This window comes from Aliirhizobium wenxiniae (assembly GCF_019511445.1).
Classification (GTDB): Bacteria; Pseudomonadota; Alphaproteobacteria; order Rhizobiales; family Rhizobiaceae; genus Neorhizobium; species Neorhizobium wenxiniae_A.
This window is the reverse complement of sequence record NZ_JAEUAN010000010.1, coordinates 1-25,176: the sequence shown is the minus strand read 5'-3', so window position 1 is coordinate 25,176 and position 25,176 is coordinate 1. Positions and strand designations below refer to the sequence as shown.

Below are 25,176 nucleotides of genomic sequence, written 5' to 3'. Positions count from 1 at the left end.
AGACATTCATGACTGATACGATCGACGTTATCGACCATCTCGTCGGGATCACGCCAGGAGCGCCTGCCGATGCGCTGCGCAGCCGGCGCCCGATTACCAAAGAGCACGCACAGAAAAGCTGGACGGCTCTTTTCGAACCCGTCGATGCCAGCCAGGCATCGCTCACCGAGCGTTTTGCCGTCGCAGTCTTTGTGGCAGCCCTGCATGGCGACAAAAGCATCAAGGAATTTTACGGGACGAAGCTGGCAGGGCTTCAAAACAGTGCCGTCATTCTCGCGACCGTAAAGGCTCTTGCCGAGCTCAATGCGGCGAAAGGCCCCTATGGCCATTATCCAGAAGGGCCCTTGAGCGCAGAAAATACCGATGGACCGGCTCTTGATATCGGCCCCGCCGATCGCGCCATTCTCGGGGATCGGCTCTCCGCAGCGCTCGAACACGCCTATCTGCTGACATACCATCCTCGCGACGCCAGCCCCGCGGAACTGCAAAAACTGCTTTCAGCCGGATGGAGCACGACAGGTGTGGTCACGCTGTCCCAGCTCGTCTCCTTCCTCGCCTTCCAGATCCGCGTCGTCGCCGGCCTTCGGGTCCTGGCTGCGGCCTAACGGAGAACCTTCCATGTCTGATACCGTTATCGAACCCGCCGTCGAAAACCCGCCGGTCGTCTTCACCCAGGACAAGATCGGCTGGACCGCCTGGCTTCAGCCACTGGCAGAGAGCGAACTCACCGAATGCCATTATGAGGCGTTGGTCGACAAGGCGCGCGCCAAATCTGCCTATTTCGCGCTTCTGGTCCGCGATCCGGATATTCTCGAAGCCCGCACCAAGACGGACAACGATATCTTTTACAATACCAAGGATGGTCTGCCGCGTGCGGAACGAGAACTTGCCGCCACGGCCGCATCAAGGCTGAACGGCTGCATTCTCTGCGCCTCGGTCCATTCGCGCTTCGCCTCGCAATATTCCAAGCGCGAAGCCGATGTGCAGAAACTGCTGGATGAGGGTGTGGAAGCCGATCTTGGTGAACGCTGGAACGCGATCGTCTCGGCTTCGGTCGCGCTCAGCACCACGCCGCCAAGCTTCACCGCAGATCATGCAAAGCGTCTGCGTGAAGCCGGATTGTCAGACGAGGAGATTTCCGACGTCGTTCATGGCGCCGCCTTCTTCAACTGGGCAAACCGGCTGATGCTCTCGATCGGCGAGCCGACGCCTGCGAATTGATCGCGCCGACACATTCGCAACACCTTAACTGTTCGTAACGAATCAACTGTGTCGGCATGGTAGAGCATTCTTGCCATGCCGACCTGTTGTCGTCATATACGGGCCATGACGTCTGATTCCAAAATTTTCGTAAGCCTGAAGCCCACCAAGAAACGGGCTGCCAAGCCTGTTGAGCCCGTTGGCCCCAAGTGTCAGTGGGATGGTTGCGACAAGGTCGCTCCGCATCGCGCGCCTGTCGGCGGCGCGGCGGATGGGTTGTACCTTTCCTTCTGTCTCGAGCACGTGAAGGAATACAACAAGGGTTATAACTACTCCCCGGCCCTTTCTACGCCTGAAGTTGCCCGTTATCAGAAGGAAGCTGCTGCAGGCAGCCGGGTAACATCCGGAACGGCCTTCACCGAGGCGAAAGAGGCTCCGCTTCCTTCTACGTCCCGGTCCGGCTCGGCCAAGGCGATCAATGCCCGCAAGACCGCGGCGCAGCGTATGCTTGAGAAAAGACAATTGCAGGCACGCAAGCTCAAGGTTCTCGAAGCAAAGGCTTTCGAGGTGCTCGGGCTTTCGGAGGATGCAACGCCGGAGGAAATCAGGACCCGTTACAAAGAGCGCCTGAAAATGCACCATCCTGATGCCAATCAGGGAAACCGCAATTCCGAAGACCTGCTTCGCGCCTCGATCGAGGCCCATAAAATCCTGAAGCTGAACGGATTTTGCTAGAGCTTGCTTGGATAAGGTTTACCTGAGCCCCAAATTCGGGATATGTAACGATCAAGCGTCTTGCGGCGTGGTATCTGTATGACGGGGCACTTCTGCATCGTTATATGAATTTGTGGGGCACATGCTCCAATCGAACAGGGAACTCTGATGGCGACCGGCACTGTAAAATTTTTCAACCAAGACAAGGGCTTCGGCTTTATCACGCCTGAAAATGGCGGCGCGGACGTGTTCGTGCACATTTCGGCGGTCGCCTACGGTGCCGCTCTGCGTGATGGCCAGAAGGTCAGCTACGAACTGGGCCAGGATCGCAAGACCGGCAAGTCCAAGGCTGAAAACGTCAACCCGCTGTAAGCGGATCACTGACAGCTGATATTCGGTGGAGCCGCGTTGAAAACAACGCGGCTCCATTTTTTTGTCGCATGCACGCTCTCCATTGGATGAAAGCATCGATGCTTCGTGCCGATCCCGCCGAAAACAGATTTCGATTGTCGGAACGATGCGCTAATGGTGCCCCGAACTAAGCGATTTGAGGGGCAGACCGGCATGTTGATCAAGCAAACTGACTATCACCGGATTTACAAGGTCATCAACAGCCTGCTAATCAACGAGAATGCCGACCCGGCGACGGCCGCCATGTATTTCAGCACATTCGGCGCCTTCATTCTCAAGCAGCACTACAAGCTCGATGCGACGCCTAAGGGTGGCCTGGCAGCCTATAATCTCGATGGCACCGTCATCCTTTTTGCCGATCACCGCGAGGATGGCTTCGTAACCGGCGCGGGAGAGAATTTTCATTGCTGGGTCGAGGCAGACGGCTGGGCGATCGACTTCATGGCCCCGGCATTTTCGGAAAGCGCCAAGGACCTATCGGTTCCTTCCAGGATGTTCCAACGCCCGATGTCCGAGATGGCAGCATCGATCAACGATATGGAACGGTCCGGCGACTTCTTCTATCGCTCAGAACCGGAAGCCACCGCGCGGCGTTTCGCGGACTGGCGCAAGCACGCAATGATCGGCGACCTCGCCACCATCGCGGCCAAATGGTTTCGCAAATCGCCGAGGCAGATACCCGCATCCATTTCAGTTCAGGAAAAGCTCGGCGCGACCAAGACCATCCCGCTCATCGGAAATTCTCTCACCGGTTCGTGGTCGTGAAATGCCGGGGGGGTACCGTTGCTTCGCTCCGGAAAGAGCAAGGCCCCGGCCATCGTCCGTCCCAACTCATGCGCGTTCTTCGCAATCGATATCCTCGGCAAAAGGGTGATTGACGCATCCTGACGGCCATGGTCAGAACCGTTCGCCAGGATGAGGAAATGACATGACCAGTGAACGCCAGCTGCTGCAGATGCTTTTCGATGCCGCCGTAAAGGCCGCAGATCCTCTCAATGGGATCCGCAAACACCTGCCGCAACCGCCTGCAAACGGCCGTACGGTCGTCATCGGCGCCGGTAAGGGAGCGGCACAGATGGCGGCGGCTCTGGAGACGGTCTGGAATGGCCCGGCACTCAGCGGCGTCGTTGTCACCCGATACGGTTATGGCTGCGAAACCAGATCGATAGAGATTATAGAAGCCGCTCATCCGTTGCCCGACGAGGCAGGCCTTGCTGCAAGCCGACGACTGATCGATACCGTATCAGGCCTTTCGGAAAATGATCTGGTGATCGCGCTGATATGCGGCGGCGGCTCTGCTCTTTTGCCATCGCCACCGGATGGTCTGACGCTTCAGGATGAGATCGCCCTCAATGAAGCGCTGCTTGCATCCGGCGCGCCGATTTCGGCCATGAATGTGGTGCGCAAGCATGTCTCGACGATCAAGGGCGGACGACTGGCCGCGGCAACCAAAGCGCGTGTCGTCAGCCTGATCGTGTCGGACATACCCGGCGACAACCCCGCCTTCGTCGCCTCAGGTCCGACCGTACCTGATGGCAGCACTCGGCAGGAAGCGCTTACGATCATCGAGCAATATCGGATGAACCTGCCGGCTCGGATAATCGAGCATCTGAATTCACCGGCAGCCGAGGCACCAGCGCCGGAAGATCCCCGCTTTGCGTGGAACGAGCACCATGTCATCGCATCGGCCGGCGTTTCGCTTGAAGCTGCAGCCGCCTTTGCCCGCACTCATGGCATCGAGGCGCATATCCTTTCGGACTCCATTGAAGGTGAGGCACGGGATGTCGCACTTGTTCATGCGGCCATCGCCCGGGAAGTTGCCGTGAAGAACCGGCCATTTACAAAACCTGCAGTACTGCTTTCCGGCGGGGAAACGACGGTTACCCTCCGCTCCAGAGGCGGCAAGGGGGGACGAAACGGAGAATTCGCATTGTCCTTCGCCATGGCGATCAGCGGCACCCAAGTCGTCGCATTGGCCGCCGATACCGACGGGATCGATGGCTCGGAAGATAATGCCGGCGCCTTTGTCGATGGTACGACGGCGCAACGTCTGCTGCGCGCTGGTTTTGATGGCCGCGCATTGCTCGACCGCAACGACAGCTATTCCGGATTTTCCGCGATCGGCGATCTGTTCGAAACCGGTCCGACAGGAACGAACGTCAATGATTTCAGGGCGATCCTGATACGCTAACGCCGCCGCGCCGATTATTGCAGAGACGGCTTGATGAGAAAATCGTTCCTGTCTGCCGACTTGACCCTAAGCCAGGCTTCGCGGCCGTCGCGAAGTATGCGCATAGGAATCTCGGCGCCGGGCGAGCCGCTTTCCCAGACCTTTCGGTAGAAATCCGCCAATCCATCGACCTCACCGTCGCGGATCTCGGAGATCACATCGCCGCTTCTCAAACCCGCCTTTGCGGCCGGCCCGTCTTGCGTGACACTCATGACCACAACTTCGCCGTTGGTTTCAGCCGAATACGCCCCGAGCCAGGGCCGTGCCGGCTTGTTGATCAGGCCTTGGCTCAAGACGTCATCGAGGATAGGTTTGAGCAGATTGATCGGCACGACCATATTGATATCGGCAATTTCACCGCCCTTGCTCATCTGCAAGCGGAGTGAGCCGAGGCCGATGAGCTTTCCTTCGGTATCGATCAGCGCCGCTCCGCCCCATGAGGGATGAGCAGGGGAGATGAAGATCGCCTCTTCAAGCAGATATTCCCAATAGCCGGCGAATTCCTGCTTGGCGACGATATGCCCGCGAACATATTGCCCCTCGCCATCGGCAAAGACGATTGCATCTTCAACGGATGCTTCATCCGAATTACCGATAGGAAGTGCCGGCAGGTCGAGCGGAGCAAGTGCCTGAACAAGGCCGAAGCCGCTTTCCTGGTCATAAGCTGTAACATGGGCCGGCACGACGCGACCATCGTGACGCATCAGCCAAACCTCGGTGGCTTCGGTGATCAGGTAACCGATCGTGAGGACCAAGCCATTTTCGCGGATCACGACACCGCTGCCTTCGCGCCGCGTGCCAAGCGTGCCGGCGGTGAAAGCGTTTTCCGGAATGGAGGCTCGGACCGCTACGATCGACCGCAAGTTCTTTTCGAGATCCATGGCGCAAATCCTCAAAACATAAAGGGAAAACATCCCTTGAAAAACTATAGTCTAACCCCGAACCCTCAACCCTGCGAACCTCAAATTAACGTGTCGGCAAAGATACGGAAAATGGCGGCGCTCGAAACTGCCGTATCTTCTTTGCAGATCGTCCCCGATCAGCAGTCATCGACCACCTTGCGCCTGCCGTAAAACGACAGGCTCAGTTCGGGTAACGCTGTCCGCAGATGATCTTCAGGTCGAGGATATACTGATCGATACTCTTGAAGGCCGCATCTTCAATGGCCTGAGGCGGCGTCCAGTTCGGATCGTCCTTGACGCCAGCATGCCCGAGCTCGGCCAGCCGAAGCTCAATGAATCCTGCTCTCAATCCATCTCGGATGCGTTGCACCTGCAATTGTCTCTCAGTGCATGCGCTGCTGCTTGACCAGAAATACTCGGCTGTGTGGCCGGGGACGGCCAAGGACAGCGAGCAGGCGAGAAACGTGGACAGCCCGGCTTTCATATTGACACCGCGGTGATTGCGCGCGCGTTTCTTATGGTGACACCTATGTTTGACATTGATGCTCCTTTGTTTTCCAAACGCTGCCGGGAAGAACTCCAATCAATCGCCAGCTCAGCTGAATGCCTTAGAGCGAAGAGACATATTGCCTATTTTTCGGCTGTGTAAGCCGCCTATCTGGATCGAAACGAAACAAATTTCAAGAAGAGTCTCGATTAATCTTGCGTTTCCTCCGACATCACCTCATCATCTATTCGATTAGATCGAGACTAAACTCGACACACTCACATAAAAACAATAATTTCACTTCTATCCTGCATGCGTTACGTTGCTTTTGAAGAATAGGTCAGCACATCTTTTCTGTATGCGCGGATTGGATGTTTCTTCCGAGGCAACCGATTGAGAGCAGGAAGGCGTCGCGGCACGCCTTCCACGATGTAGCGAGGCGAAATCGGCCATGTGGGCGTATCATCGATGCGCATGAGTACATGTCCGACCTGTGACGGAGTGTATCTTCATGCTTTCCAGCCGCGATGTCCTGAATAGCGAGTTCGACGTGTGTGTTGTCGGGGCCGGGCCTGTCGGCGTCTGCATCGCGCTTACCTTGAGCAATTCCGGCATTCGAACGCTTCTTCTCGAACGTGGGGCACGAAACGCGAGTGCGCCGAAGCGGCAAGAGGGGGTGCGGCTGGATGATGCGGTTCCCCACGCTCCGGACCACGACACTTTGGCATTCGGCTTGGGTGGCACATCAAGCCGCTGGGGAGGGCGATGCGTTGAATTCGACGATATCGATTTCGAGCACCGCGACTATCTAGGCGTGGATGCGGCCTGGCCGATCAGCCACAGTGAACTGGAGCCTTATTATTCGGAAGCGGCAACGCTGATGAAGGCCCCTCGCCCGCACAATACTTCGACATCAAACGAAGCATTCATGGAGTCGGTCGAAAGCTGGGCTTTCCCGCGCAACACCGCCACGGCAAACCGCTCGGCCCTCCTGTCTTCCAGATTGCTGCACATCTTGCTCGATGCCCAGTTGATCCAACTGAATTTTGACAGCGCAACAAGCAGAACCACGTCGGCGACCATTCGCTGTGACAAGCACCTGGGCACCGTTCGGGCAAAACATTTCGTTCTGGCATGCGGCGGTCGCGAGAATTCGCGCCTTTTGCTGAACCTGCAGGCACGGTTTCCGGACCTATTTGCCGGAGAGGAAGGCCCGCTTGGACGATATTACATGGGCCACTTGACCGGACAGATCGCCCAGATACGGTTCCAGTCAGAGGCGATCGCGGAACAATTTTTCTTCAAACGACAACAGGACGGACGTTTCACACGCAGGCGTCTGCAGCCCTCTGCGCAGACCCAACGAAGTCTGGAATTATTGAACACGGCGATGTGGCCGCACAACTCGGACATGGGCAAGCTTCCCCCTCGGCAGGCATTGGCCTCTGCTGCCTTTCTGAGAGAGGTTCTCAAAGGGCAACGCAGTGCATCGCGGCAGGACTGCATCACCCATGGCATGTTCCTGATGCGCCATCCCATCAACGGCCTGGCATCGCTCTCCAGGCTTGCACATGACAGGTATTTTTATGGACTGCCGCATCTCCAGGTGCGTGACGCGCAAAACGAATATGGACTTCGCTATCATGCCGAGCAGGTGCCGAGGAGATCAAGTCGGGTACAACTGGTCAACGATCCCGACCAATACAATCAGCACGGGATAAGCACCGAATTCAGTTATTGCCCGGAAGATTATCAGTCCGTGCTGCGCGTCCATCACAGTTTTGACGAATGGCTGCGGAAAACCGGCCTTGGCTCGTTGCGCTTCCAGGAAGGTGATCTGGAAGAAATGGTGGTATCGCAATCCCACGACGGCTATCACCAGATAGGATTGACGCGCATGGGCAGCAATCGTCACGATGGCGTCGTTGACGCCAACTGCCGCACCTTCGATGTCGATAATCTATTCGTGGCCGGAAGCTCGATATTCCCGACATCGGGCCAGGCCAATCCGACATTTCCGGCTGTCGCATTCGGCGTTCGCCTGGCGCATCACCTGGTGGGAATCGTCCGACGCGCGCAACCGGCAAAGATCGTCAGGCACATGGCATAGCGGATCAGGGAAATTCCAGCAGAAGTGGGCGTGATTTTGCTGGAAGTGCTTTGAACTGGAAGGGCAGAAATGCTCCAGCGCCAAACGGCTTTCGGTTAAAAGCGCCTCCCCTTCTTGCACAGAAAGGGAGGCCACAGCCTCATATCACTCAGCTGCGATTGCCGAGCGATTGGCATTAAGGGCAATAAGTTGCTTGGCGCGCTCGAGGCTTGCCGGCTGTTCCGCGTGGTAACGGCGACCAATCTCCATCATCAGCACCGTACCCGGCAGAAAGGCGAGCTCGGAGAAGAGGTCCTCCCAGTCGATATCGCCCCAACCGAGCGGCATATGGAGGTCACCGATGCCGAGCGCTGTGTTTTCCTGTACGTGATATGGCTTGTAGAAGGCCTGCGGACGGCCGAAACTGTCATGCACATGCAGGTGTCCGGCAACCGGCGCCATGGCGCGCAGTTCATCGCGGAAATTCAGGCCGCGATAGGTGGATTCCAGATAGCCATGGCTGAAATCGATCAGCGCCACGAGGTTCGGATGATTGACCGCCTTCACTGTTTCGGCAACTTGCGTCGGCGTCTGACGATACTGACCGAGCTCGGTGGTGAAGATGTTTTCGAACGCGATGCGCACGCCATAGGGCTTGCAGAATTCGGCAAGCTCGAACAACGCTTCACGCTCCCGCTTGTCGGCATCTGCCCGTTCCGCCAGCTGGTCGGCGCGCAGGTTTCCGCCATGCTGGACGAGAATGCGCGCACCGATCCGGTCGCAGACCTGTGCCAGCGCCTTGGCGGCGTCGATCTGGTAGCGGCAGGTGTCTGGATCCATGAAATTGGAAGAGACCAGACCGTGCACGGTGTAACGGAAGTCGAACTGCTTGGTGATCTCGACGAGCCGTGCGGCACGCTCCTCGATGATCCGGCCTCCGGCGATGAGATCGAGGCTGGTCAGCCCCAGTTCGACCGTATCGACGCCGATATCGGCGAGGATGCGCAGTTCCTGTTCAAGGCTTGCCAGTTCTCCGTCCAGGGAACCGGCGTTGAAGCCCGTGCCGATGATATTGCCCATGATCAAATTCCTCTTCAGGCAGGTTCGGATTGCGATTGGATTTCTTCACGCAGGCTGAGTGCAAGGTCGGGGCTGTCTGTAGTCAGATGGCCGACGCCGCGCTCCAGCCACCGCTGGATCAGCGCCTCCTCGTTCAGCGTCCAGACGCAGAGACGATCAAGCGGCAGTTTCGATGTGATAAGGTCCCACTCGGTAGCCATCAATTCATGATTGATCGCGACGATATCGACGAGACCATCGACACTATCGATAAAGGCCGCAAGCCCGCCCTGCTTTGCCGCGCATTCGGCATTCACCGAAACGAGACGCTCGACCTTCGGCGCCACCCGGCGGCATTCTTCCAGTACGGACACGTCGAAGGATGTCAGGTGGCAGCGGTCGGCGAGACCGAAACGCTCTATCTCGGCAACAACCTTCTCCGTGATGCCGGGATAGGCTTTGTCAGCTTCGTCTGACTTGATTTCGACGTGCAGCTGCCGCTCGCCGGCATCGACCAGAATGGTAAGCACTTCCGCAAGGGTCGGCACAGTGTCCGCCGTGCCTTCGAGATGCGCTTCCGTTCGCGATTGCGGTGTCAGGTGGCGTACTAGGCCGGCCTTGTCCGTAGTCCGTTCCAAAGTCGCATCATGGATGACAACCAGTTCGCCGGCATCGGTTAAATGCACGTCGAATTCGATCGCATCGACGCCGAGCGCCAGCACGTTGCGGAAGCCGGTCAGCGAGTTTTCCGGCCAGAGATTGCGGGCGCCGCGGTGGCCGGTGATCTTGGTTTTGGTCATGTGAAATTCCTTGGATGGGAACGAAAGAGATTAACGAAGCGTCGGGTCGAGCTTGTCGCGCAGCCAGTCGCCGACCAGCGAGATCGATAGCGTCGTCATCATGATCACGAAGGCGGGGGCGAGCATGATCCACGGTGCACGGGTCAGGTATTCGCGGCCGAAGCCCACCATGTTGCCGAGGCTGGTTTACGGTGGCTGGACGCCGAGGCCGAGGAAGGAGAGCCCGCTTTCCATCAGGATGATTTCCGGGAAGGTGAGCGTCATCGACACGATCAACGTCGAGGCGACATTGGGCAATATGTGCTTCATGTAGACCCGCGTCGGGGTCGCACCGAGCTGCACGACGGCCGCCGCATAACCTTGTGCACTCGCCGAAATCGCCAGTCCACGGGCGATGCGAGCATAGCGTTCCCAACCGTAAAAACCCATCAGGCCGATCAGCAGCGGCATGGACGAACCGAAGAAGGCAAGCACCGCCAGCGACATGATGAGGAAGGGCAGAGCCGCCTGGAAATCCGCCAGGACCAGAACGAAATGCTCCACCGCGCCACGGAATTTTGCCGCGAGAAAACCGAGTGTCGTGCCGACGACCGCCGAAATGATCGTCGCACCGAAGGCGATCGCCAGCGAGACCCGGATCGACTGAAGAAGACGGGAGAGCACGTCGCGTCCGAGTTCGTCGGTGCCGAGAAGATGGGCCGGATTGCCGGGCAGCGAGAGGCGGGCGCGCAAGTCCATGGCGGTGATGCCATAGGGGCGGATCAGGTCAGCGAAGAAAGCGACGAACACCATGGCCGCCAGCCAGGTGATGCCGAAGCCGACGGAAAACGGAATCCTGCGCACCTGCTTGATGAAGCGGGTGAAGAAGGACATCTCAGCGGCGGGCTGACGGGAAGTATCGACGATTGTCATATCCGTCTCTCCTTAGTGAGCGCTCTGAGCGCGAAGCCGCGGGTCGAGCCAGCCATAGAGCAGGTCGACGATCAGGTTCGACACGACCATGGTGGCGGCGATCATCAGCAGGATGCACTGGACGACGGCGAGATCTCGATTGGTAACCGAGACCACGAGAAGCCGGCCGATACCGGGCCAAGAGAAGATCGATTCCACCACAACGGCACCGGCGATCAGCGAACCGACCATGAAGCCGACGATGGTGACGATCGGCACCGCCGCATTCGGCAGCGCATGGCGCCAGACGACATGCTGCCACGGCATGCCCTTGGCAGACGCCGTGCGGATATAGGGCTGGCCCATCACCTCGATCATCGCGCTGCGCGAAAAACGGGCGAGGATACCGATCCCGCCGATGCTCATCGTCAGCGTCGGCAAAATGCCGTGCTGCCATGTATCCTGCCCGCCAGAGGGAAGTAGGCCGAGCGTGATCGAGAAGATCAGCACCAGCAGCAAGCCCATGACGAAGGAGGGGATGGTGAAGCCGAAGATCGCAGCCAGAATGACGCCGCGGTCGACGGCGCTCTGGCGATGAAGTGCTGCGTAAACGCCGGCCGGAATGCCGATCACGACTTTCAGGAACAGCGCCGGAATGGTGAGCTGCAGGGTCGCCGGAATACGGTCGATGACGAGCTGCATGGCAGACGCCTTGTCGCGCATCGAGACGCCGAAATCGCCGGTGAAGATCGCCTTGATATAGGCGAGATACTGAATCCACAGCGGCTGATCGAGGCCCCAGGCCTTGCGGAACGCATCGACGGATTCCTGCGGCACGTCGGGGCCGAGCATGACCTGTGCCGGATCGCCCGACATGCGCAGCACCACGAAGGCAAAGGTCAAGACGGCCAGAATGGTGATGAGGGCCCGCAGGATGCGGGTCGAGACGAAACGAAGCATCTTTCTCGCTCCTTATGCGGCAACAGGCTGGTCGGCACTGGTGACCAGGTGGCAGGCGGCGGTGCGGCCATCGGCGACCTGACGCAGCGGCGGCACGCTCGTGCGGCAGATATCGGTCGCCAGCGGACAACGGGGGTGGAAGGCGCAGCCGGAGGGGCGGTTGGCCGGGTTCGGCGGTTCGCCCTGCAGGATCATGCGGCCCTTGAGCGGCTTGCCGGGCACCGGCACGCTGGAAACCAACGCCTTGGTATAGGGATGCAGCGGCGTGCCGAAGATGACGTCGGACGATGCTTCCTCGACAATTCGGCCGAGATACATGACCGCCACCCGGTCGGCGATATTGCGCACCACCTTGAGGTCATGGCTGATGAACACCATGGCGATACGGTTCTTTTCCTGCATGTCGCGCAGCATGTTGACCACCTGTGCCTGGATCGACACGTCGAGCGCCGAAACCGGCTCGTCGCAGACGAGAAGTTTCGGGCGCGAGGCAAGCGCCCGGGCGATGACGACACGCTGACGCTGGCCGCCGGAAAGTTCGTGCGGGTAACGATCCGCCTGATCCGGGCGCAGACCTACTGCCGTCATCAGTTCCGCCACGCGGGTTGCGCGGTGCTCCTTCGGCACAAGTTTGTGGATGGCGAGCGGCTCCGCGATCTGCTCGGCGATCGTCAGGCGGCGGTCGAGGGCGGCAAGCGGATCCTGATAGACGAGCTGCATCTTCGCCCGCAAGGCCCGCCATTCCGGCGTACCAAGCTTCGGCATCGCTTCACCGTCGAAAAAGGTCTGTCCTTCCTGCGGCGGATCGATACCGAGCAGCATGCGCCCGAGGGTCGATTTGCCCGAGCCGGATTCGCCGACCACGCCGAGCGTCTCGCCCGGCATGACCTTGAGGTCGATACCATCGACGGCACGCACCGGCGTCACCTTGCCGAACATGCCCTGACGCACTTCGTAGGTCCGAACAAGACCTTTTGCTTCGATCAGAGGGGCGCTCAAGATACGGTCTCCATGACCCGCGTTTCGGTATTGTGGCGCGTATCGGCCGATTGCTGACCGACCGGGTGATGACAGGCGAGAAGGCGTCCATCCGCCAGCGGATCGAGATCCGGCCTGTGGCGGCGACAGTCGACGGCGGCATGCGAACAGCGCGGCGAGAAGGCGCAGCCTTCCGGCAGGTCGCGGGGATGCGGAACAGTGCCCTGAATCGGGATCAGCCTCTCGCGCGGACCATCAAGCCGCGGAATGGCGTCGAACAGACCGCGCGTATAGGGATGGCGCGGATTGTCGAACAGCGCCTCGATCGTGCCCTGCTCGACGATGCGGCCGGCATACATGACGCATGCGCGTTCGCAGACCTGGGAGACGGCCCCGAGATCGTGGCTGATGAAGATCGTCGCCATGCCGGTTTCGGCACGCAACTCTATCAGCAGGTCGAGGATCTGCGCCTGGATCGTTGCGTCGAGTGCCGTCGTCGGCTCGTCGGCGACGAGCAGGTCCGGCTCGCCGGCAAGCGCCATGGCGATCATCAGGCGCTGGCACTGGCCGCCGGAAAATTCATGCGGGAAGAGATCGAAACGCCGGCGCGCATCGGGAATGCCGACCATGTCGAGCAGCCTGAGCGCTTCCGCTTTGGCGGCGTCACCTAAAAGGCTGCGATGGATGGCGAGCGCTTCGGTAATCTGGCGGCCGACGCGAAGCACCGGATTGAGAGAGCTCGACGGATCCTGAAAGATCATCGCGATCCGCTTGCCGCGGACACTTTCGAGAACCGTGCGTGGGCCGCCGAGGATTTCCTGTCCATCGACGCGGACGGAACCGGAAACCGTCGCCTTGCCCGGCAGAAGTCCGAGGGCTGCGAGCCAGGTAACCGACTTGCCGCAACCCGATTCACCGACAAGGCCGATCGCCTCGCCGCGGGCGACATCGAGATCGATGCCATGCAGCACCTGAACACCGTCAAAAGCGACCTTCAGGCCGCGCAGTTCCACGAGATTGGAAACCATCGGAGGTCATCTCCATTTCAGAAATAGAAGACGCCGGCCGCTTTTCAGCGGCCGGCGCGGGATCAGAAACGCTTAGGCGTTCCAGTTGGAAGCACGGAAGTCCATGGCGAAGGCCGGAGCGGCCTTCCACTTCAGCGACTTTTTCATGCCGGTAAAGACGGCGTTCTGGTGCAGGACCTGATAGGCAGGGTCTTCGCGTTCTGCGATTTCCAGCATACGGGCAATCGCCTTCTTGCGCAGCGCGCGGTCGGTCGAGGTCTCCAGCACGACGGAAAGCTTGTTGAGCTCGTCGTTTCTCCAGTCCTTCTTCTGCTGCGCTTCGCCGTTCGGGCCGAACTGCACGACCATCGGAGTAATTGGGTCGTTGATCGTGTTGGAGGCCGACCAGTCGCGCACGCCCTTGACGCCTGCCGGATCGAAGATCTGCGCCCAGTTTTCCTTCATCTCGATCTCGACGTTCAGACCGACCTGTCTCCACATCTCGACCATGATCTGCGCATTGGCAGTCTGGTTGGTATAGTAGTTGTTGAGCAGGCGGTACGGGATCGCGTCGCCCTTGTAATTGGCTTCCTTGAGCAGCTTCTTGGCAAGTTCAGGATCGAATTCCGGCGCAGCCCAGCCTTCGATGAACATGTCCAACGTCTTGAAGGAGTCGAACTGCAGACCGGCAGGAACGACTGTTTGACCTGCCCACAGTGCTTCAACGATCGCCTGGCGGTCGATGGAATGGGTCATGGCACGGCGTACCAGAGGGTTGGCCAGGATCGGATTGTCGATGTTGAAGGTCGAAACGCGGTGGTTCCAGATCGTCGAGCTCTGGATTTCGAGACCCGGTGCGTTCTGGATGGCCGAGATCTGGTCCGGCGGCAGATCGCAGGCGAAATCGTACTCGCCGGACAGCAGGCCGTTGACGCGCGACGCGACTTCCGGAACCTCGACGAAGCGGATTTCCTGCAGAGGCGGACGGCCACCCCAGTATTCGTCAAAGGCGACGAGCGTCAGCGATACGTCCGGCTTGTATTCGCCGACCATGTAGGGGCCGGTTGTAATCGGCTTGCGAGCCCAGTCCATGTAGCTCTTGGCTTCATCCCAGGCGCGACGGTTGGTGATCTGGCTGCCACCGGAATAAAGGCGACCTTCGAGCGTGACGTCCGGCGTCGTGTTGTGGAAGCGGACGGTGTACTTGTCGACGGCTTCAACACCGGCGAGAGCCGGCCACAGGCGACGGCCGACGCCGGGCACGATTGCCGGAAGTTCCTTGACGGTGGTCGGCTTGTTGTCAGCTTCGAAGATCGTCTTGCCGCCAGCCGGTTCGGTGTTGCCGAACACGCGTTCCTTGGAGAAGGAGAAGACGACGTCATCAGCCGTCAGCTCGTCGCCATTGTGGAACTTCACACCCGGACGGAGCTTCAGCTCGAGCGTCTTGTCGTCGATGCGCTTCCATTCGGTGGCGAGGCCTGGAACCGGACCCTGGTTGCCCATCCAGTCACGGTTGATCAGGCCTTCCCAGAGGTTCGGGTAGAAGATGCGCTCGCCAACGTTGGACTGCTCGTTCCAGATGTCGAGCGTGTTGTTGTTGGTGATCTTCTGAACCGCGATCGTGATCGACGGGCGCGTGCCCTGGCTGAACGACATGCGCGGCAGGATGATGCTGCCGGCTGCGGCCGACATCAGGCCGAGAGCGTGGCGACGGTTGATAGATAACATGAATTTCCCCTATAGAGAGTAGGAACGATGCAGACACACGTCGTCCGTCGCGAGAGCCGGGGCTATCGCGTTGGGCGTCGCAAGAAATCGACAAACGAATGGGTCGACATGCCGAGCGGGCTTTACCGCGGTATCGACTTGGCGTAGCTCTAGGTTACAAATGTTACGCTCGTGTGACATTTGGGAGGGGTGGAAATGTCCAATCAACAGCTCATGGTGAGAGCCTCGTGGCTCTATCACGTCGAGGGCCTGACCCAGGCGCAGATCGCCGAACGCATGCTTTTGACGCGCCGCAAGGTCAATGAGCTTCTGGCCGCAGCGCTGGATCAGGGTGTCGTCAGGATCAGCTTCAATTCGCCACTCACCGAAAACGTAGAGCTTGAAGCGGAGCTACGCCATCGCTTTGACCTGACCGACGTGGTCATCGTTCCGACCCCGGAAGATCAGAAGCAGATGGCGACGGTAATCGGTCGTGCTGCGGCCATGTTTCTGGAGCGTCTGATACAGGCGAGTGAACCGACATCGCTGGGTGTTGGCTGGGGTGCGACGCTCAGGGAGACCGTCCATCACATGGCGCCAGCGAATGCGCCGGATGTGAAGGTTCGTTCGATGATGGGCGGATTGACGCGTGGCTCGGAGATCAACACGTTCGAAATCGTGCGGCGCTTCGCCAAGGTGTTGAATGCGGAATGCCATTATCTGGCAGCTCCGATCTACGCTGACGATCCGGCTTCGCGCGATACGATCGTTGCGCAGACTGTGTTCCAGAGCCTGCTCCGGGAAGCAACCGCTGTGGACGTGTCGATCCTCAGCATCGGCGATGTCTCGCCGGAATCGCTTCAGGTGCGATATGGCCTGCCGACCGGAACCGATATCACCGAACTTACGAGAGCCGGAGCCGTTGGCGATTTGTTAGGGCGATATCTCGACGACAGCGGCACGGAGATTGATCACCCCTTGAACCGGCAGGTCATATCTCCGTCGATCATCGATTACTGCCGAATTCCGACGCGTATCATCGCATCCGGGGGCGCGCATAAGGGGGAGATATTGGCCGCATGCCTCAAGGCTAGGCTTGCAACCACCGTCATCACGGATACCGACAGCGCATATCGGCTGCTGGGCCGAGACTTGTAAAATTGCCGCCTCGGCCTATCAATTGATGAATATGAAGCATAAGTTCATGCCGCACTCAGCACCTAATCGAATGACCGATTAGGGTTTAAATCTCCATCTATGGTGAGGTGATTGCCCGGCAAACTGGCTGGTTGGCGACACTTCCTCACGATTATCGTGAATGGAGACAGGATATGAAAAAGCGCGTCCTCGGAAACGCCGGCCTCGAAGTGTCGGCGCTCGGCTTCGGCTGCATGGGATTGGACTTCGGTTACGCCAGCAAGGTCAGCAAGCAGGAAGGTATTACCCTGATCCGCCAGGCCGCCGAGCGCGGCGTGACCTTTTTCGACACGGCGGAAGTCTATGGCCCCTTTACCAACGAGGAAATGGTCGGCGAGGCATTGAAGCCTTTCCGCGATCAGGTCGTCATCGCCACCAAGTTCGCGTTCAATTTCGTCGATGGCAAACAGGCCGGCCTGAACAGCCAGCCAGACAATATCAGGAAGGCAGTGGAGGGCAGCCTGAAGCGCCTTGGCGTCGAGACGATCGACCTCCTCTACCAACACAGGGTGGACCCGAATGTGCCGATCGAGGATGTCGCCGGCACGGTGAAGGACCTGATTGCCCAGGGCAAGGTCAAGCATTTCGGCATGTCCGAACCGGGTGCCAATACGGTGCGCCGCGCCCATGCGGTGCAACCGGTAACGGTGCTCCAGAACGAGTATTCCCTCTGGACCCGCGGCGTGGAGACCAATGGCATTCTCGAAACCTGCGAGGAACTCGGTATCGGGCTCGTTCCCTATAGCCCACTCGGCAAGGGTTTTCTAACAGGCGCGATGAACAAGGATACGAAGCTCGGCGAAGGTGACTTCCGCAACATCCTGCCACGCTTCACTCCAGAGGCGATGGAGAAAAACCAGGCGCTGGTCGATCTTCTGAAGGCGATCGCCGATGAGAAAGGCGCCACGCCGGCCCAGATTGCTCTCGCATGGCTCCTCGCTCAGAAACCGTGGATCGTTCCGATCCCGGGCACGACCAAACTGCATCGGCTTGAGGAAAACCTCGCATCCGCGGATGTCGAACTGACGCCAGCCGAATTGTCGCGGATCGAAAAAGCTGCCGCCGAGATCCGTATCGAGGGCGAACGTTATCCCGAGCATCTCATGAAGACGACCGGCCTCTAACCCCCGCGGCCGACGGCGCGGCCATCGGTCCATTCATGAACCCGGCGCATAGGCCCAATCAGGTTCAGCCATCTAATCCCGCAGGAATTTCAGCCCACATGAAAGGCTGGGAAACCGCGCGTTTGGCCGACCAAGACCTTATGGAGAGGAAAATCCGGATGAAGAACATTGCTGCCAGCATCGCCATGTCAACGCTCGCCGTAACCGGCGTGGAAGCCCAGGAGGAGCGACGCCGCGTTGCTCCTCCGGCGGTCTATGATGTTGCCCCGGGGCTTGGTCACTTTACCGATGATATCCTCTTCGGCGAGGTATGGGAGCGAACCGAACTAGCGCCTCGCGACCGCAGCCTCGTGACGCTCGCGGTACTTGTCTCCACGGGCAAGTCGGCACAAATCGGCAGCCATGTGCGGCGTGCTCTCGATAATGGCGTAAAGCCCGAGGAAATCGGCGAGCTGATGACTCAGCTCGCCCTTTATTCCGGCTGGCCCAACGCGATTTCGGCGGTACAGGAAGTCGCCAAGGTCTTCGATGAACGCAATATCGCGCCGGTGAGAAACAGCGATGCTGCGCGTATCGAACTCGAGGCGGCAACTGAAGCTGCACGTACCGCAACGGTCAACACCGCGGTCGCCCCGACAGCCCCGGCGCTTGCCGAACTGACGAACCGCGTGCTGTTCGGCGATCTGTGGCAGAGGCCGGATATTTCTGCCCGAGACCGCAGCCTGATCACAATGGTTGCTCTCGTTGCGATCGGTCAGCCGGAGCAACTGCCCTTCCATGCCAACCGGGCGATGGAGAACGGCCTGACCGCCTCGGAGGCATCCGAAGCGATAACCCATGTCGCGTTTTATGCAGGCTGGCCACGGGCCATGTCGGCAGTTCCCGTGCTGAAGGCAGTCTTCGAAGGCCGTAAAAGCATAACCCAGACGCAGGCTTCTCAAGCGATTTCCCAAGGAGCAGACATGAACCTTCAAGTCACACGTGCCAACAGCAACCCTGCTGCCGGGCCGGATGCCTATTTCACCGGAGAGGTGAGCGTTGCCGGACATTACAAAGGTACCGATCCGGCGCGCATCAGCGGTGCAACCGTTTCCTTCTCAGCCGGGGCCCGCACTGCATGGCACACCCATCCTCTTGGGCAGACGCTTTTCATCACCTCCGGCAAGGGCTGGGTGCAGAAGGAAGGCGGCCCTGTGGAGACCGTCGGTCCCGGTGATGTCGTCTGGATCCCGCCGCATCTCAAGCATTGGCATGGTGCTTCCGCTGACGAAGCCATGACGCATTTCGCCATTGCCGAAGCCGAGAACGGCAGTGTTGTAACCTGGATGGAGAAAGTCTCCGACGACCATTATGGCAAGGCCAGCACCATAGAGTGAAGGAACAGGAGACCGGAGGTGGCCGATCATGGACAACGAGTTGCAGAGAAGAAACCTGCTGAAAGCTTTGCCCCTGACTGCCGCCGGTCTGGTGCTGGCGGCAGCCGAGACATCGGCCCAACAGCGTCAGGTTGAAGCAGGAAAGATACTCGTCGCCTATTATTCGCGAACGGGAAACACCGCCGTCATAGCCCGCCAGATAAGGCGGGCCATGGATGCCACGCTTTTCGAGATTAAAACGGAAACGCCCTACCCGGAGGACTACCAGGCAACAGTCGAGCAGGCGCGACGTGAAACCCAATCGCAATACCTGCCGCCGCTCGGGCATTTCGTGGCCGATATCGACCGATATGACAGGGTTTCTCTGGGCATGCCGATATGGGGCATGACTGCGCCGCCGGTCATTCGATCGTTCCTTCGCGCCCACGAGCTGTCCGGAAAGGCGGTCATTCCATTCATCACACATGGTGGATATGGGCTGGGCAATTGCATGGATGTGCTTCAAGCACATATGCCGGGCACCGATCTTCATTCGCCATTCGCGATGGAGGCAGACCAGGAGCGCCGAACCCTGAACAGGGTTTCAGACTGGCTGACGGAAAATTAGCAAGCGTTTCTTGCCGTCGTCGGCCGATCTACCAGCGAAGCTGCGATCAACGCAATTTCGGCCTGCCTCGCAAGATTGGCAAGGCAGGCCGCTGTGCTGGATTACATCTGGGCAGGCGAGAGTGTAACCGACGTGCCGGTCGCAGCGAGGTTGAGGCCGAGCTGGCCCGTCACGCTGACCGTCTGGAGATGAATCGAGCCGGATGTACCACCAACGAGGATATTGGCGCCTACGCCAGCGCCGATCGTAGCTTCCGCGGTCGCGCCCTGATAAAGGCCACCGAGCGAGCCATGGTGATAACCGGCAGTCGGTGCGAAGACTGCCCAGATCAGGCGACTACGCGTGGTGAAGCCGAGATCGACGCCCATCTTGCGCACCACACCGGTGTAGCGATCAAGCGGCTCACTGCCCATGGTCGATTTGAACACGCAGTCTGCTTCCTTGGCCGAGCCCAGTACATAACCGACGCCGCCACCGATCGAGCAATCGAGATAGCCGATCCTGACACCGCCGCGCTGGTCAGTTTCCTGGTAGGTCGGAACGTTATCCCGTCGGCTGATGACGTCAGCGGCCGGGGCAGCCGTTGCGACGAATGCAACGGGAAGAGCGGCGAAAGCCGCGGCGATTGTCTTTTTCATCCCTGTACTCCTTATCGTATTCTGTTCATCCGTTCGGGTGCGGATGATGTGCAGCGATGACTAACGCATGTGGCAGAAGAATGATCCAAAATTGCAGGAACACGAATTATCTCGCTTTGCGCGCCAATGTGAATGAAGCGCACCCACCGATCACGTCTTCCCCTCAACGATAAGGGCAAACCGCCTCAGACCGCTACTCCGGGCAACGAAACCGGAACGCTGTCAGACTTGTTCGCTCCCGGCATCGGCACTCTCGCCGGAACCTTGTCAAGGCGGCGAACCGATTTGAAACTCTCGTCGGTGCGAAGATCCGGCATATTATACATCGTCTCGATGAAGCGTTTGGCTACCGGTTGAAGCGAACGCTCCGCTTTGCGTATGATCCCCACTCGTCGGTTGAACCAGGGCGCATCAACGAGCTTGAAGGCAAGCCCCGTCATGTTCCCGGCCTCTACCGCGGACGTCGGAAGAATGGCGACGCCAACGCCTGCCCGCACCATGCTCAGTGCCGTCGACATATAGTTGGCTTCCATGACGACGCTGACCTCACAGCCTTCACGCTCCATCGAACGCTCGAAAAGCACGCGAACCGTACTGTTTTTTCTCGTCAGGACGAGTGGATAGGACGCAAAATCAATGATCTGCAAAACCGGCGCAGCATTGGCCAGTGGGTGGTCGACTGGAAAGAACGCACAAAGGCTGTCGGACACATAGTCTTCGACCTTTATGCTTCGATCGGAACTGATACGCGTTCCAATGCCGAAATCGACCTCCTCGGCTTTCACAAGCTTGATGATGTCTTCACCGACGACATCCCAGACACTAATCTCGATGCCCGGGTTCTGCTCCCGGAAAAACATGATCGCTCGCGGCAGAAAACTTGCCGCAACGGAAGGCAGGGCGGCAATTTTTACGATACCCCTGCGGGCATAGGTGAGATCCGTTGCAGCGAGCAGGATCTCATCCATATTCATAGCGAGGCGCTCCATCAGCGGCAGGATGTTGCGCCCGGCCGGCGTCAACTCGACACGTCGCTTGTTGCGATCGAATAGCCTGATGCCCAGTTGCTCCTCGAGCTGATTGATCTGCACCGTTAATGTCGGCTGCGAGACGTTCAGTTCCTGCGCAGCGCGGGTGAATTTCAGGTGTTCGACAAGGGCCAGGAAGGCGCGCACCTGGCGGAAGCTGGGAGGAAGGCTCATGGGGAACCGCTGCTCTTTCGCATAGACGTTTCATTTCGATCGCCGAAAAGGCGGGCATCGCAGGAATGCAGACCGCAATGGCGGCGGGGATCGAAATCATGGCTAAAGCATCAAGAGCCTGAAAAGATTGATCGTTGTCATGAAACACGACAAATCTTCCTGCGCCCGATAGCGCAGAGACAAAAAGGCCGCGGCATTCATCCTGCCGCGGCCCATGTTCAAATTCAGCCTTGGACGAAGGCCAGAAGATCGGCGTTCAGCACATCGGCATTGACCGTGAGCATGCCGTGCGAGAAGCCTGGATAGGTCTTCAGCGTGCCGTTCTTCAGAAGCTTGGCAGACTTCAGTGCGGAATCTGCGATCGGAACGATCTGGTCATCTTCGCCGTGAAGCACCAGCGTCGGCACGGTGATCGCCTTCAGGTCTTCCGTCTGGTCGGTTTCGGAGAAGGCCTTGATGCCGTCATAATGAGCCTTTGCGCCGCCCATCATGCCCTGACGCCACCAATTCTGGATCACGCCTTCCTGCACCTTGGCACCATCGCGGTTGAAGCCGTAGAAGGGGCCTGCCGGAACATCGCGGAAGAACTGCGCGCGGTTGGCGGCAAGCGCCGAGCGGAAGCCGTCAAACACTTCGATCGGCAGGCCTTCCGGGTTTGCGTCGGTCTTCAGCATCAGCGGCGGAACGGCGGAAACAAGAACAGCCTTGGCGACGCGGCCGGCCTTCTGGCCGTGCTTGGCGACATAGCGGGCAACTTCGCCACCGCCGGTGGAGTGGCCGATATGGACTGCATTCTTCAGATCCAGATGTTCGACGACGGCGAATGCGTCGGCTGCATAATGGTCCATGTCGTGACCTTCCGCCACCTGGGCCGAGCGGCCATGACCACGGCGGTCATGGGCGACTACGCGATAACCCTTGGAGAGGAAGAACAGCATCTGTGCGTCCCAGTCGTCCGACGACAGCGGCCAGCCGTGGTGGAAGACGATCGGCTGAGCGTCCTTCGGACCCCAGTCCTTGTAGAAGATTTCAACGCCGTCCTTAGTGGTTACATAAGCCATGGTCTTGTTTCCTTCGGTGGGGTGTTTGGTGGATGCAGCATTGGCTGCGAGAGTGAACGAGGTGGGGATTGCCAGGATTGCGGCAGCGGCAGCGCCCGAGAGCAAAGCGCCGCGGCGGGTGATGGGAAGAATATTCGTTGTCATGTCAGTTCCTCGGATCGTTTTCGTTTGCCTCAAACGACCCTGTGTTCGTCTGATGGAGGCATATTGGCCGAAAAGATTGGCACCAACAATTGCACCAATGCTTTCCAATCAATTGCGATTTCCGCAATTATTGAGAAAGGCGGCGGATGCCGCCTTTCTCGGGTTTATCAAGCGGCACCGGGCCGATTGATGGTCAGGAAATGGCGCACGACAGGCCTTTCCGGACCGGTGTGATAGGCGAGAACCTTGCCCTGCAAATCGGCATCGGCATTGGAGACCCGCTTGTGCTGGCGAAGATGTTCCGCCCAGGATTCGACCATGAACCATTCGACCAGTTTTTCCGGATCGGCCGAGTCTTCCGTCACGCCCCAGCCATAGGCACCATCACGGCGGCGCTCCTGGGAGAGTTCATCGAGAGCATGCAGGAAGGCGGTACGGTGGTGCTTTTCGACATGGTATTCGATGAGGATCAGCACGGGTCCACGGTCGTGGGAGACGGGTTCTGCAACAAGCGGCTCGGGCCAGTGGTTGGACGGGATCATGTCCGCATCGCCGGTGGGCAGTTTCAGGCGGTGCATGATCAGGCCGGCGACCAGCAATCCGGCGGCGCCGATCAGCAGCGTGCCCTGAATGCCTGCAGCTTCACCCACGGCACCCCAGCCGATGCTGCCTGCCGTCATCGCGCCGTTGAAGACGGTGAGGTAGACGGCAAGGCCGCGGCCACGCACCCAGTTGGGCAGGATCGACTGGGCAGCGCCATTGAGCGTCGTCAGTGCGGTGATCCAGGCGGCACCAAGAAAGAGCAGAATGACGATGGCGAGCCACTTTGGCGGGGCGAGTGCAAGCGCTCCCATGACCAGCGCGGTGATGATCGCCGCACCAAGCAGAAGACCGTCGGCATCCAACCGCTGACGCAGTTTCGGCATGACAAGCGCTCCGCCGATGGCACCGGCACCGACGGCACCGAGCAGGATACCGTAGAAGCCTGCATCGCCACCAAGCAACTGGCGGGCAACGAGCGGCAGAAGCGCCCAGACGGCACTGGCGAAGGCGAAGAAGATCGCGGCGCGGACAAGCACGACATGCAGCGGACGGCTGGCACGAGTGTAACGAAGACCGGCACGGAATGCGCCGAAGAAACCTTCAGCCAGCGCATCATTGGCGTTCTTTGCCCGCGGCCACCAGATGAGTGCTGCGATGACGACAAGATAGCTTGCCACGTCAGCGCCATAGGTGACACCGGCACCGAAGGCGGCCAGCAGAAGGCCACCGGCAGCCGGGCCGATCGACCGGGCGATATTGATGCCGAGAGAATTCAGCGCCACGGCGCTTTTGACATCCTGTCGCGGCACGAGTTCGGGCACGATCGCCTGCCATGTCGGCCCCATCAGGGCAGCGCCGATGCCGCCGACGAAGGTGAGGGCGATCAGCGAGCTGATCGACAGAAGGCCGGTATGGGCAAGCGCCATCAGCGTCAGGCTGACCGATGCCAGGAGGATCTGCACCGCGATGAGGAATTTGCGGCGATCGAGAATGTCGGTCAGCACGCCCGCCGGGATGGCGAGCAGGAAGATCGGCAGGGTGCCCGCCGCCTGAACCATGGCGACCGCGGCCGGTGAAGCCGAAAGATCCGTCATCAGCCAGGAGCTTGCGACATCACGCATGAAGCTGCCGGTATTGCCGAGAACCGTTGCCGCCCAGAGGACTGCGAAGACCGGTTGGGCGAGCGGGGCAAAGCTGCCTCCGCCGGATTTGGAGGGGGCGGCGCTCATTTGCCTTGTCCTTTGGTCAGATCGATTGCGGCAACGATGACGAAAGCGCCAGCGAGGCCGACATGTTCAAAGAAGGCATTGGTCGCCATCATGCGATCCATGCCGGGTGCCATTTCCCAGAAGCGAAGGGCAATGAAGGTGGCGAGAAGCGTGAAGCCCGACAGCGCGAGCGCGCCTGCCCAGCGCAGGAAGCCCGAGATGACCATGGCGGAGGCCGTCAGTTCGAAGGCGATGACGGCGACGGCGAACAAGCCGGCAGGGTGCAGGCCGAAATGTTCCATTTCGGCCAGAGCGCCGTTGAAATCGAAGATCTTGGTCAGCGGCCCCTGGATATAGGCGGCGCAGAGCGCCAGAAGTGCCACGGTGCGCGTCGCAGGGGCGGTGGCGACACGGGCGAGCAAGGTGCCTGGGCGCGTTGCGGCTGGAGAATGATCGGTCATGTCTGCTCCTCTTAAGGTTTGGCCGGTCGAACCGAGCGGCGCTGTCGTCTGTTGATGGAGCGATATTGGCCGGAAAGATTGCCGCCGACAATTGCACTAAAAGTGTCGATTTAATTGCAAAAATCGCAATTCATCTATCGAATTGGTTCTCACCTAGGACAGAAATGCCCCTGTCTCTTA

The 25,176-nt window shown here is 59.3% G+C and carries 24 protein-coding genes and 1 pseudogene; 11 read left to right on the top strand and 14 right to left on the bottom strand.

Annotation, left to right across the window (positions count from 1 at the left end):
- Nucleotides 1–8 precede the first annotated feature (8 nt).
- The 6 genes from JNB91_RS13710 (at nt 9) to JNB91_RS13685 (ending at nt 4,516) form a co-directional block, all read left to right on the top strand.
- Complete coding sequence (locus tag JNB91_RS13710) at nt 9–605, top strand: CMD domain protein (RefSeq protein ID WP_220326080.1); 597 nt, start codon at nt 9–11, stop codon at nt 603–605.
- A gap of 13 nt (nt 606–618) precedes the next feature.
- Nucleotides 619–1,221: an alkylhydroperoxidase domain protein gene (locus JNB91_RS13705; RefSeq protein ID WP_220326079.1), complete on the top strand. Its 603-nt coding sequence runs from the start codon at nt 619–621 to the stop codon at nt 1,219–1,221.
- A gap of 105 nt (nt 1,222–1,326) precedes the next feature.
- Complete coding sequence (locus JNB91_RS13700; protein WP_220326078.1) at nt 1,327–1,935, top strand: J domain-containing protein; 609 nt, start codon at nt 1,327–1,329, stop codon at nt 1,933–1,935.
- A 147-nt stretch (nt 1,936–2,082) separates the two neighbouring features.
- On the top strand, nt 2,083–2,286 hold the full coding sequence (locus JNB91_RS13695) for a cold-shock protein (RefSeq protein ID WP_112456227.1): 204 nt from the start codon (nt 2,083–2,085) through the stop codon (nt 2,284–2,286).
- Between the two features lie 192 nt (nt 2,287–2,478).
- A complete protein-coding gene (locus JNB91_RS13690) occupies nt 2,479–3,090 on the top strand; it encodes a DUF2026 family protein (protein ID WP_220326077.1) in 612 nt (203 codons plus the stop codon).
- 163 nt (nt 3,091–3,253) lie between these two features.
- Nucleotides 3,254–4,516 carry a glycerate kinase type-2 family protein gene (locus JNB91_RS13685; protein ID WP_220326076.1) on the top strand — a complete coding sequence of 421 codons (1,263 nt, stop codon included), beginning with the start codon at nt 3,254–3,256 and terminating at the stop codon, nt 4,514–4,516.
- A gap of 14 nt (nt 4,517–4,530) precedes the next feature.
- Here the strand turns inward: JNB91_RS13685 and JNB91_RS13680 are convergent, their stop codons facing one another.
- Entirely contained in the window at nt 4,531–5,436 is a 906-nt protein-coding gene (locus tag JNB91_RS13680) for a S1C family serine protease (protein WP_220326075.1), read from the bottom strand.
- A gap of 202 nt (nt 5,437–5,638) precedes the next feature.
- Complete coding sequence (locus JNB91_RS13675) at nt 5,639–5,941, bottom strand: hypothetical protein (RefSeq protein ID WP_220326074.1); 303 nt, start codon at nt 5,939–5,941, stop codon at nt 5,639–5,641.
- Nucleotides 5,942–6,455: 514 nt separating this feature from the next.
- On the opposite strand from JNB91_RS13675, the gene JNB91_RS13670 reads away from it, so the two are divergent.
- Nucleotides 6,456–8,054: a GMC oxidoreductase gene (locus tag JNB91_RS13670; protein ID WP_220326073.1), complete on the top strand. Its 1,599-nt coding sequence runs from the start codon at nt 6,456–6,458 to the stop codon at nt 8,052–8,054.
- 144 nt (nt 8,055–8,198) lie between these two features.
- Here JNB91_RS13670 and JNB91_RS13665 read toward each other — a convergent pair whose 3' ends face one another.
- The 7 genes and pseudogenes from JNB91_RS13665 to JNB91_RS13635 form a co-directional block, all read right to left on the bottom strand.
- On the bottom strand, nt 8,199–9,113 hold the full coding sequence (locus JNB91_RS13665) for a TIM barrel protein (protein WP_220326072.1): 915 nt from the start codon (nt 9,111–9,113) through the stop codon (nt 8,199–8,201).
- A 14-nt stretch (nt 9,114–9,127) separates the two neighbouring features.
- Nucleotides 9,128–9,892, bottom strand: coding sequence for a glycerophosphodiester phosphodiesterase family protein (locus tag JNB91_RS13660; protein WP_220326071.1), 765 nt, complete (start codon nt 9,890–9,892; stop codon nt 9,128–9,130).
- Between the two features lie 30 nt (nt 9,893–9,922).
- Nucleotides 9,923–10,765: pseudogene (locus tag JNB91_RS13655) on the bottom strand (ABC transporter permease).
- Between the two features lie 51 nt (nt 10,766–10,816).
- Complete coding sequence (locus JNB91_RS13650; RefSeq protein WP_220326070.1) at nt 10,817–11,743, bottom strand: ABC transporter permease; 927 nt, start codon at nt 11,741–11,743, stop codon at nt 10,817–10,819.
- Nucleotides 11,744–11,755: 12 nt separating this feature from the next.
- A complete protein-coding gene (locus JNB91_RS13645) occupies nt 11,756–12,682 on the bottom strand; it encodes an ABC transporter ATP-binding protein (protein ID WP_220326239.1) in 927 nt (308 codons plus the stop codon).
- A gap of 56 nt (nt 12,683–12,738) precedes the next feature.
- Nucleotides 12,739–13,749, bottom strand: a complete 1,011-nt coding sequence (locus JNB91_RS13640; RefSeq protein ID WP_220326069.1) for an ABC transporter ATP-binding protein — start codon at nt 13,747–13,749, stop codon at nt 12,739–12,741.
- Between the two features lie 72 nt (nt 13,750–13,821).
- On the bottom strand, nt 13,822–15,456 hold the full coding sequence (locus tag JNB91_RS13635) for an ABC transporter substrate-binding protein (RefSeq protein ID WP_220326068.1): 1,635 nt from the start codon (nt 15,454–15,456) through the stop codon (nt 13,822–13,824).
- A gap of 195 nt (nt 15,457–15,651) precedes the next feature.
- Here JNB91_RS13635 and JNB91_RS13630 point away from each other — a divergent pair, with 195 nt between their 5' ends.
- The 4 genes from JNB91_RS13630 to JNB91_RS13615 all read left to right on the top strand — a co-directional run bounded on the left by JNB91_RS13630 (nt 15,652) and on the right by JNB91_RS13615 (nt 19,739).
- Nucleotides 15,652–16,593, top strand: coding sequence for a sugar-binding transcriptional regulator (locus tag JNB91_RS13630; RefSeq protein WP_220326067.1), 942 nt, complete (start codon nt 15,652–15,654; stop codon nt 16,591–16,593).
- Nucleotides 16,594–16,766: 173 nt separating this feature from the next.
- Nucleotides 16,767–17,756 (top strand): aldo/keto reductase, encoded by a 990-nt coding sequence (locus JNB91_RS13625; protein WP_220326066.1) that lies wholly within the window; start codon nt 16,767–16,769, stop codon nt 17,754–17,756.
- Between the two features lie 158 nt (nt 17,757–17,914).
- Nucleotides 17,915–19,132, top strand: a complete 1,218-nt coding sequence (locus JNB91_RS13620; protein ID WP_220326065.1) for a (R)-mandelonitrile lyase — start codon at nt 17,915–17,917, stop codon at nt 19,130–19,132.
- Nucleotides 19,133–19,160: 28 nt separating this feature from the next.
- Nucleotides 19,161–19,739: a flavodoxin gene (locus JNB91_RS13615; RefSeq protein ID WP_220326064.1), complete on the top strand. Its 579-nt coding sequence runs from the start codon at nt 19,161–19,163 to the stop codon at nt 19,737–19,739.
- Nucleotides 19,740–19,840: 101 nt separating this feature from the next.
- Here the strand turns inward: JNB91_RS13615 and JNB91_RS13610 are convergent, their stop codons facing one another.
- The 5 genes from JNB91_RS13610 to JNB91_RS13590 all read right to left on the bottom strand — a co-directional run bounded on the left by JNB91_RS13610 (nt 19,841) and on the right by JNB91_RS13590 (nt 24,996).
- Nucleotides 19,841–20,377 (bottom strand): DUF992 domain-containing protein, encoded by a 537-nt coding sequence (locus JNB91_RS13610; protein ID WP_220326063.1) that lies wholly within the window; start codon nt 20,375–20,377, stop codon nt 19,841–19,843.
- 185 nt (nt 20,378–20,562) lie between these two features.
- Nucleotides 20,563–21,579: a LysR family transcriptional regulator gene (locus JNB91_RS13605; RefSeq protein ID WP_220326062.1), complete on the bottom strand. Its 1,017-nt coding sequence runs from the start codon at nt 21,577–21,579 to the stop codon at nt 20,563–20,565.
- Between the two features lie 224 nt (nt 21,580–21,803).
- Entirely contained in the window at nt 21,804–22,640 is an 837-nt protein-coding gene (locus tag JNB91_RS13600) for an alpha/beta fold hydrolase (protein WP_220326238.1), read from the bottom strand.
- Between the two features lie 311 nt (nt 22,641–22,951).
- Nucleotides 22,952–24,556 carry an MFS transporter gene (locus tag JNB91_RS13595; RefSeq protein ID WP_220326061.1) on the bottom strand — a complete coding sequence of 535 codons (1,605 nt, stop codon included), beginning with the start codon at nt 24,554–24,556 and terminating at the stop codon, nt 22,952–22,954.
- Nucleotides 24,553–24,996 (bottom strand): DoxX family protein, encoded by a 444-nt coding sequence (locus JNB91_RS13590; protein ID WP_220326060.1) that lies wholly within the window; start codon nt 24,994–24,996, stop codon nt 24,553–24,555. The genes JNB91_RS13595 and JNB91_RS13590 overlap by 4 nt, the downstream gene beginning before the upstream one ends.
- Nucleotides 24,997–25,176 lie beyond the last annotated feature (180 nt).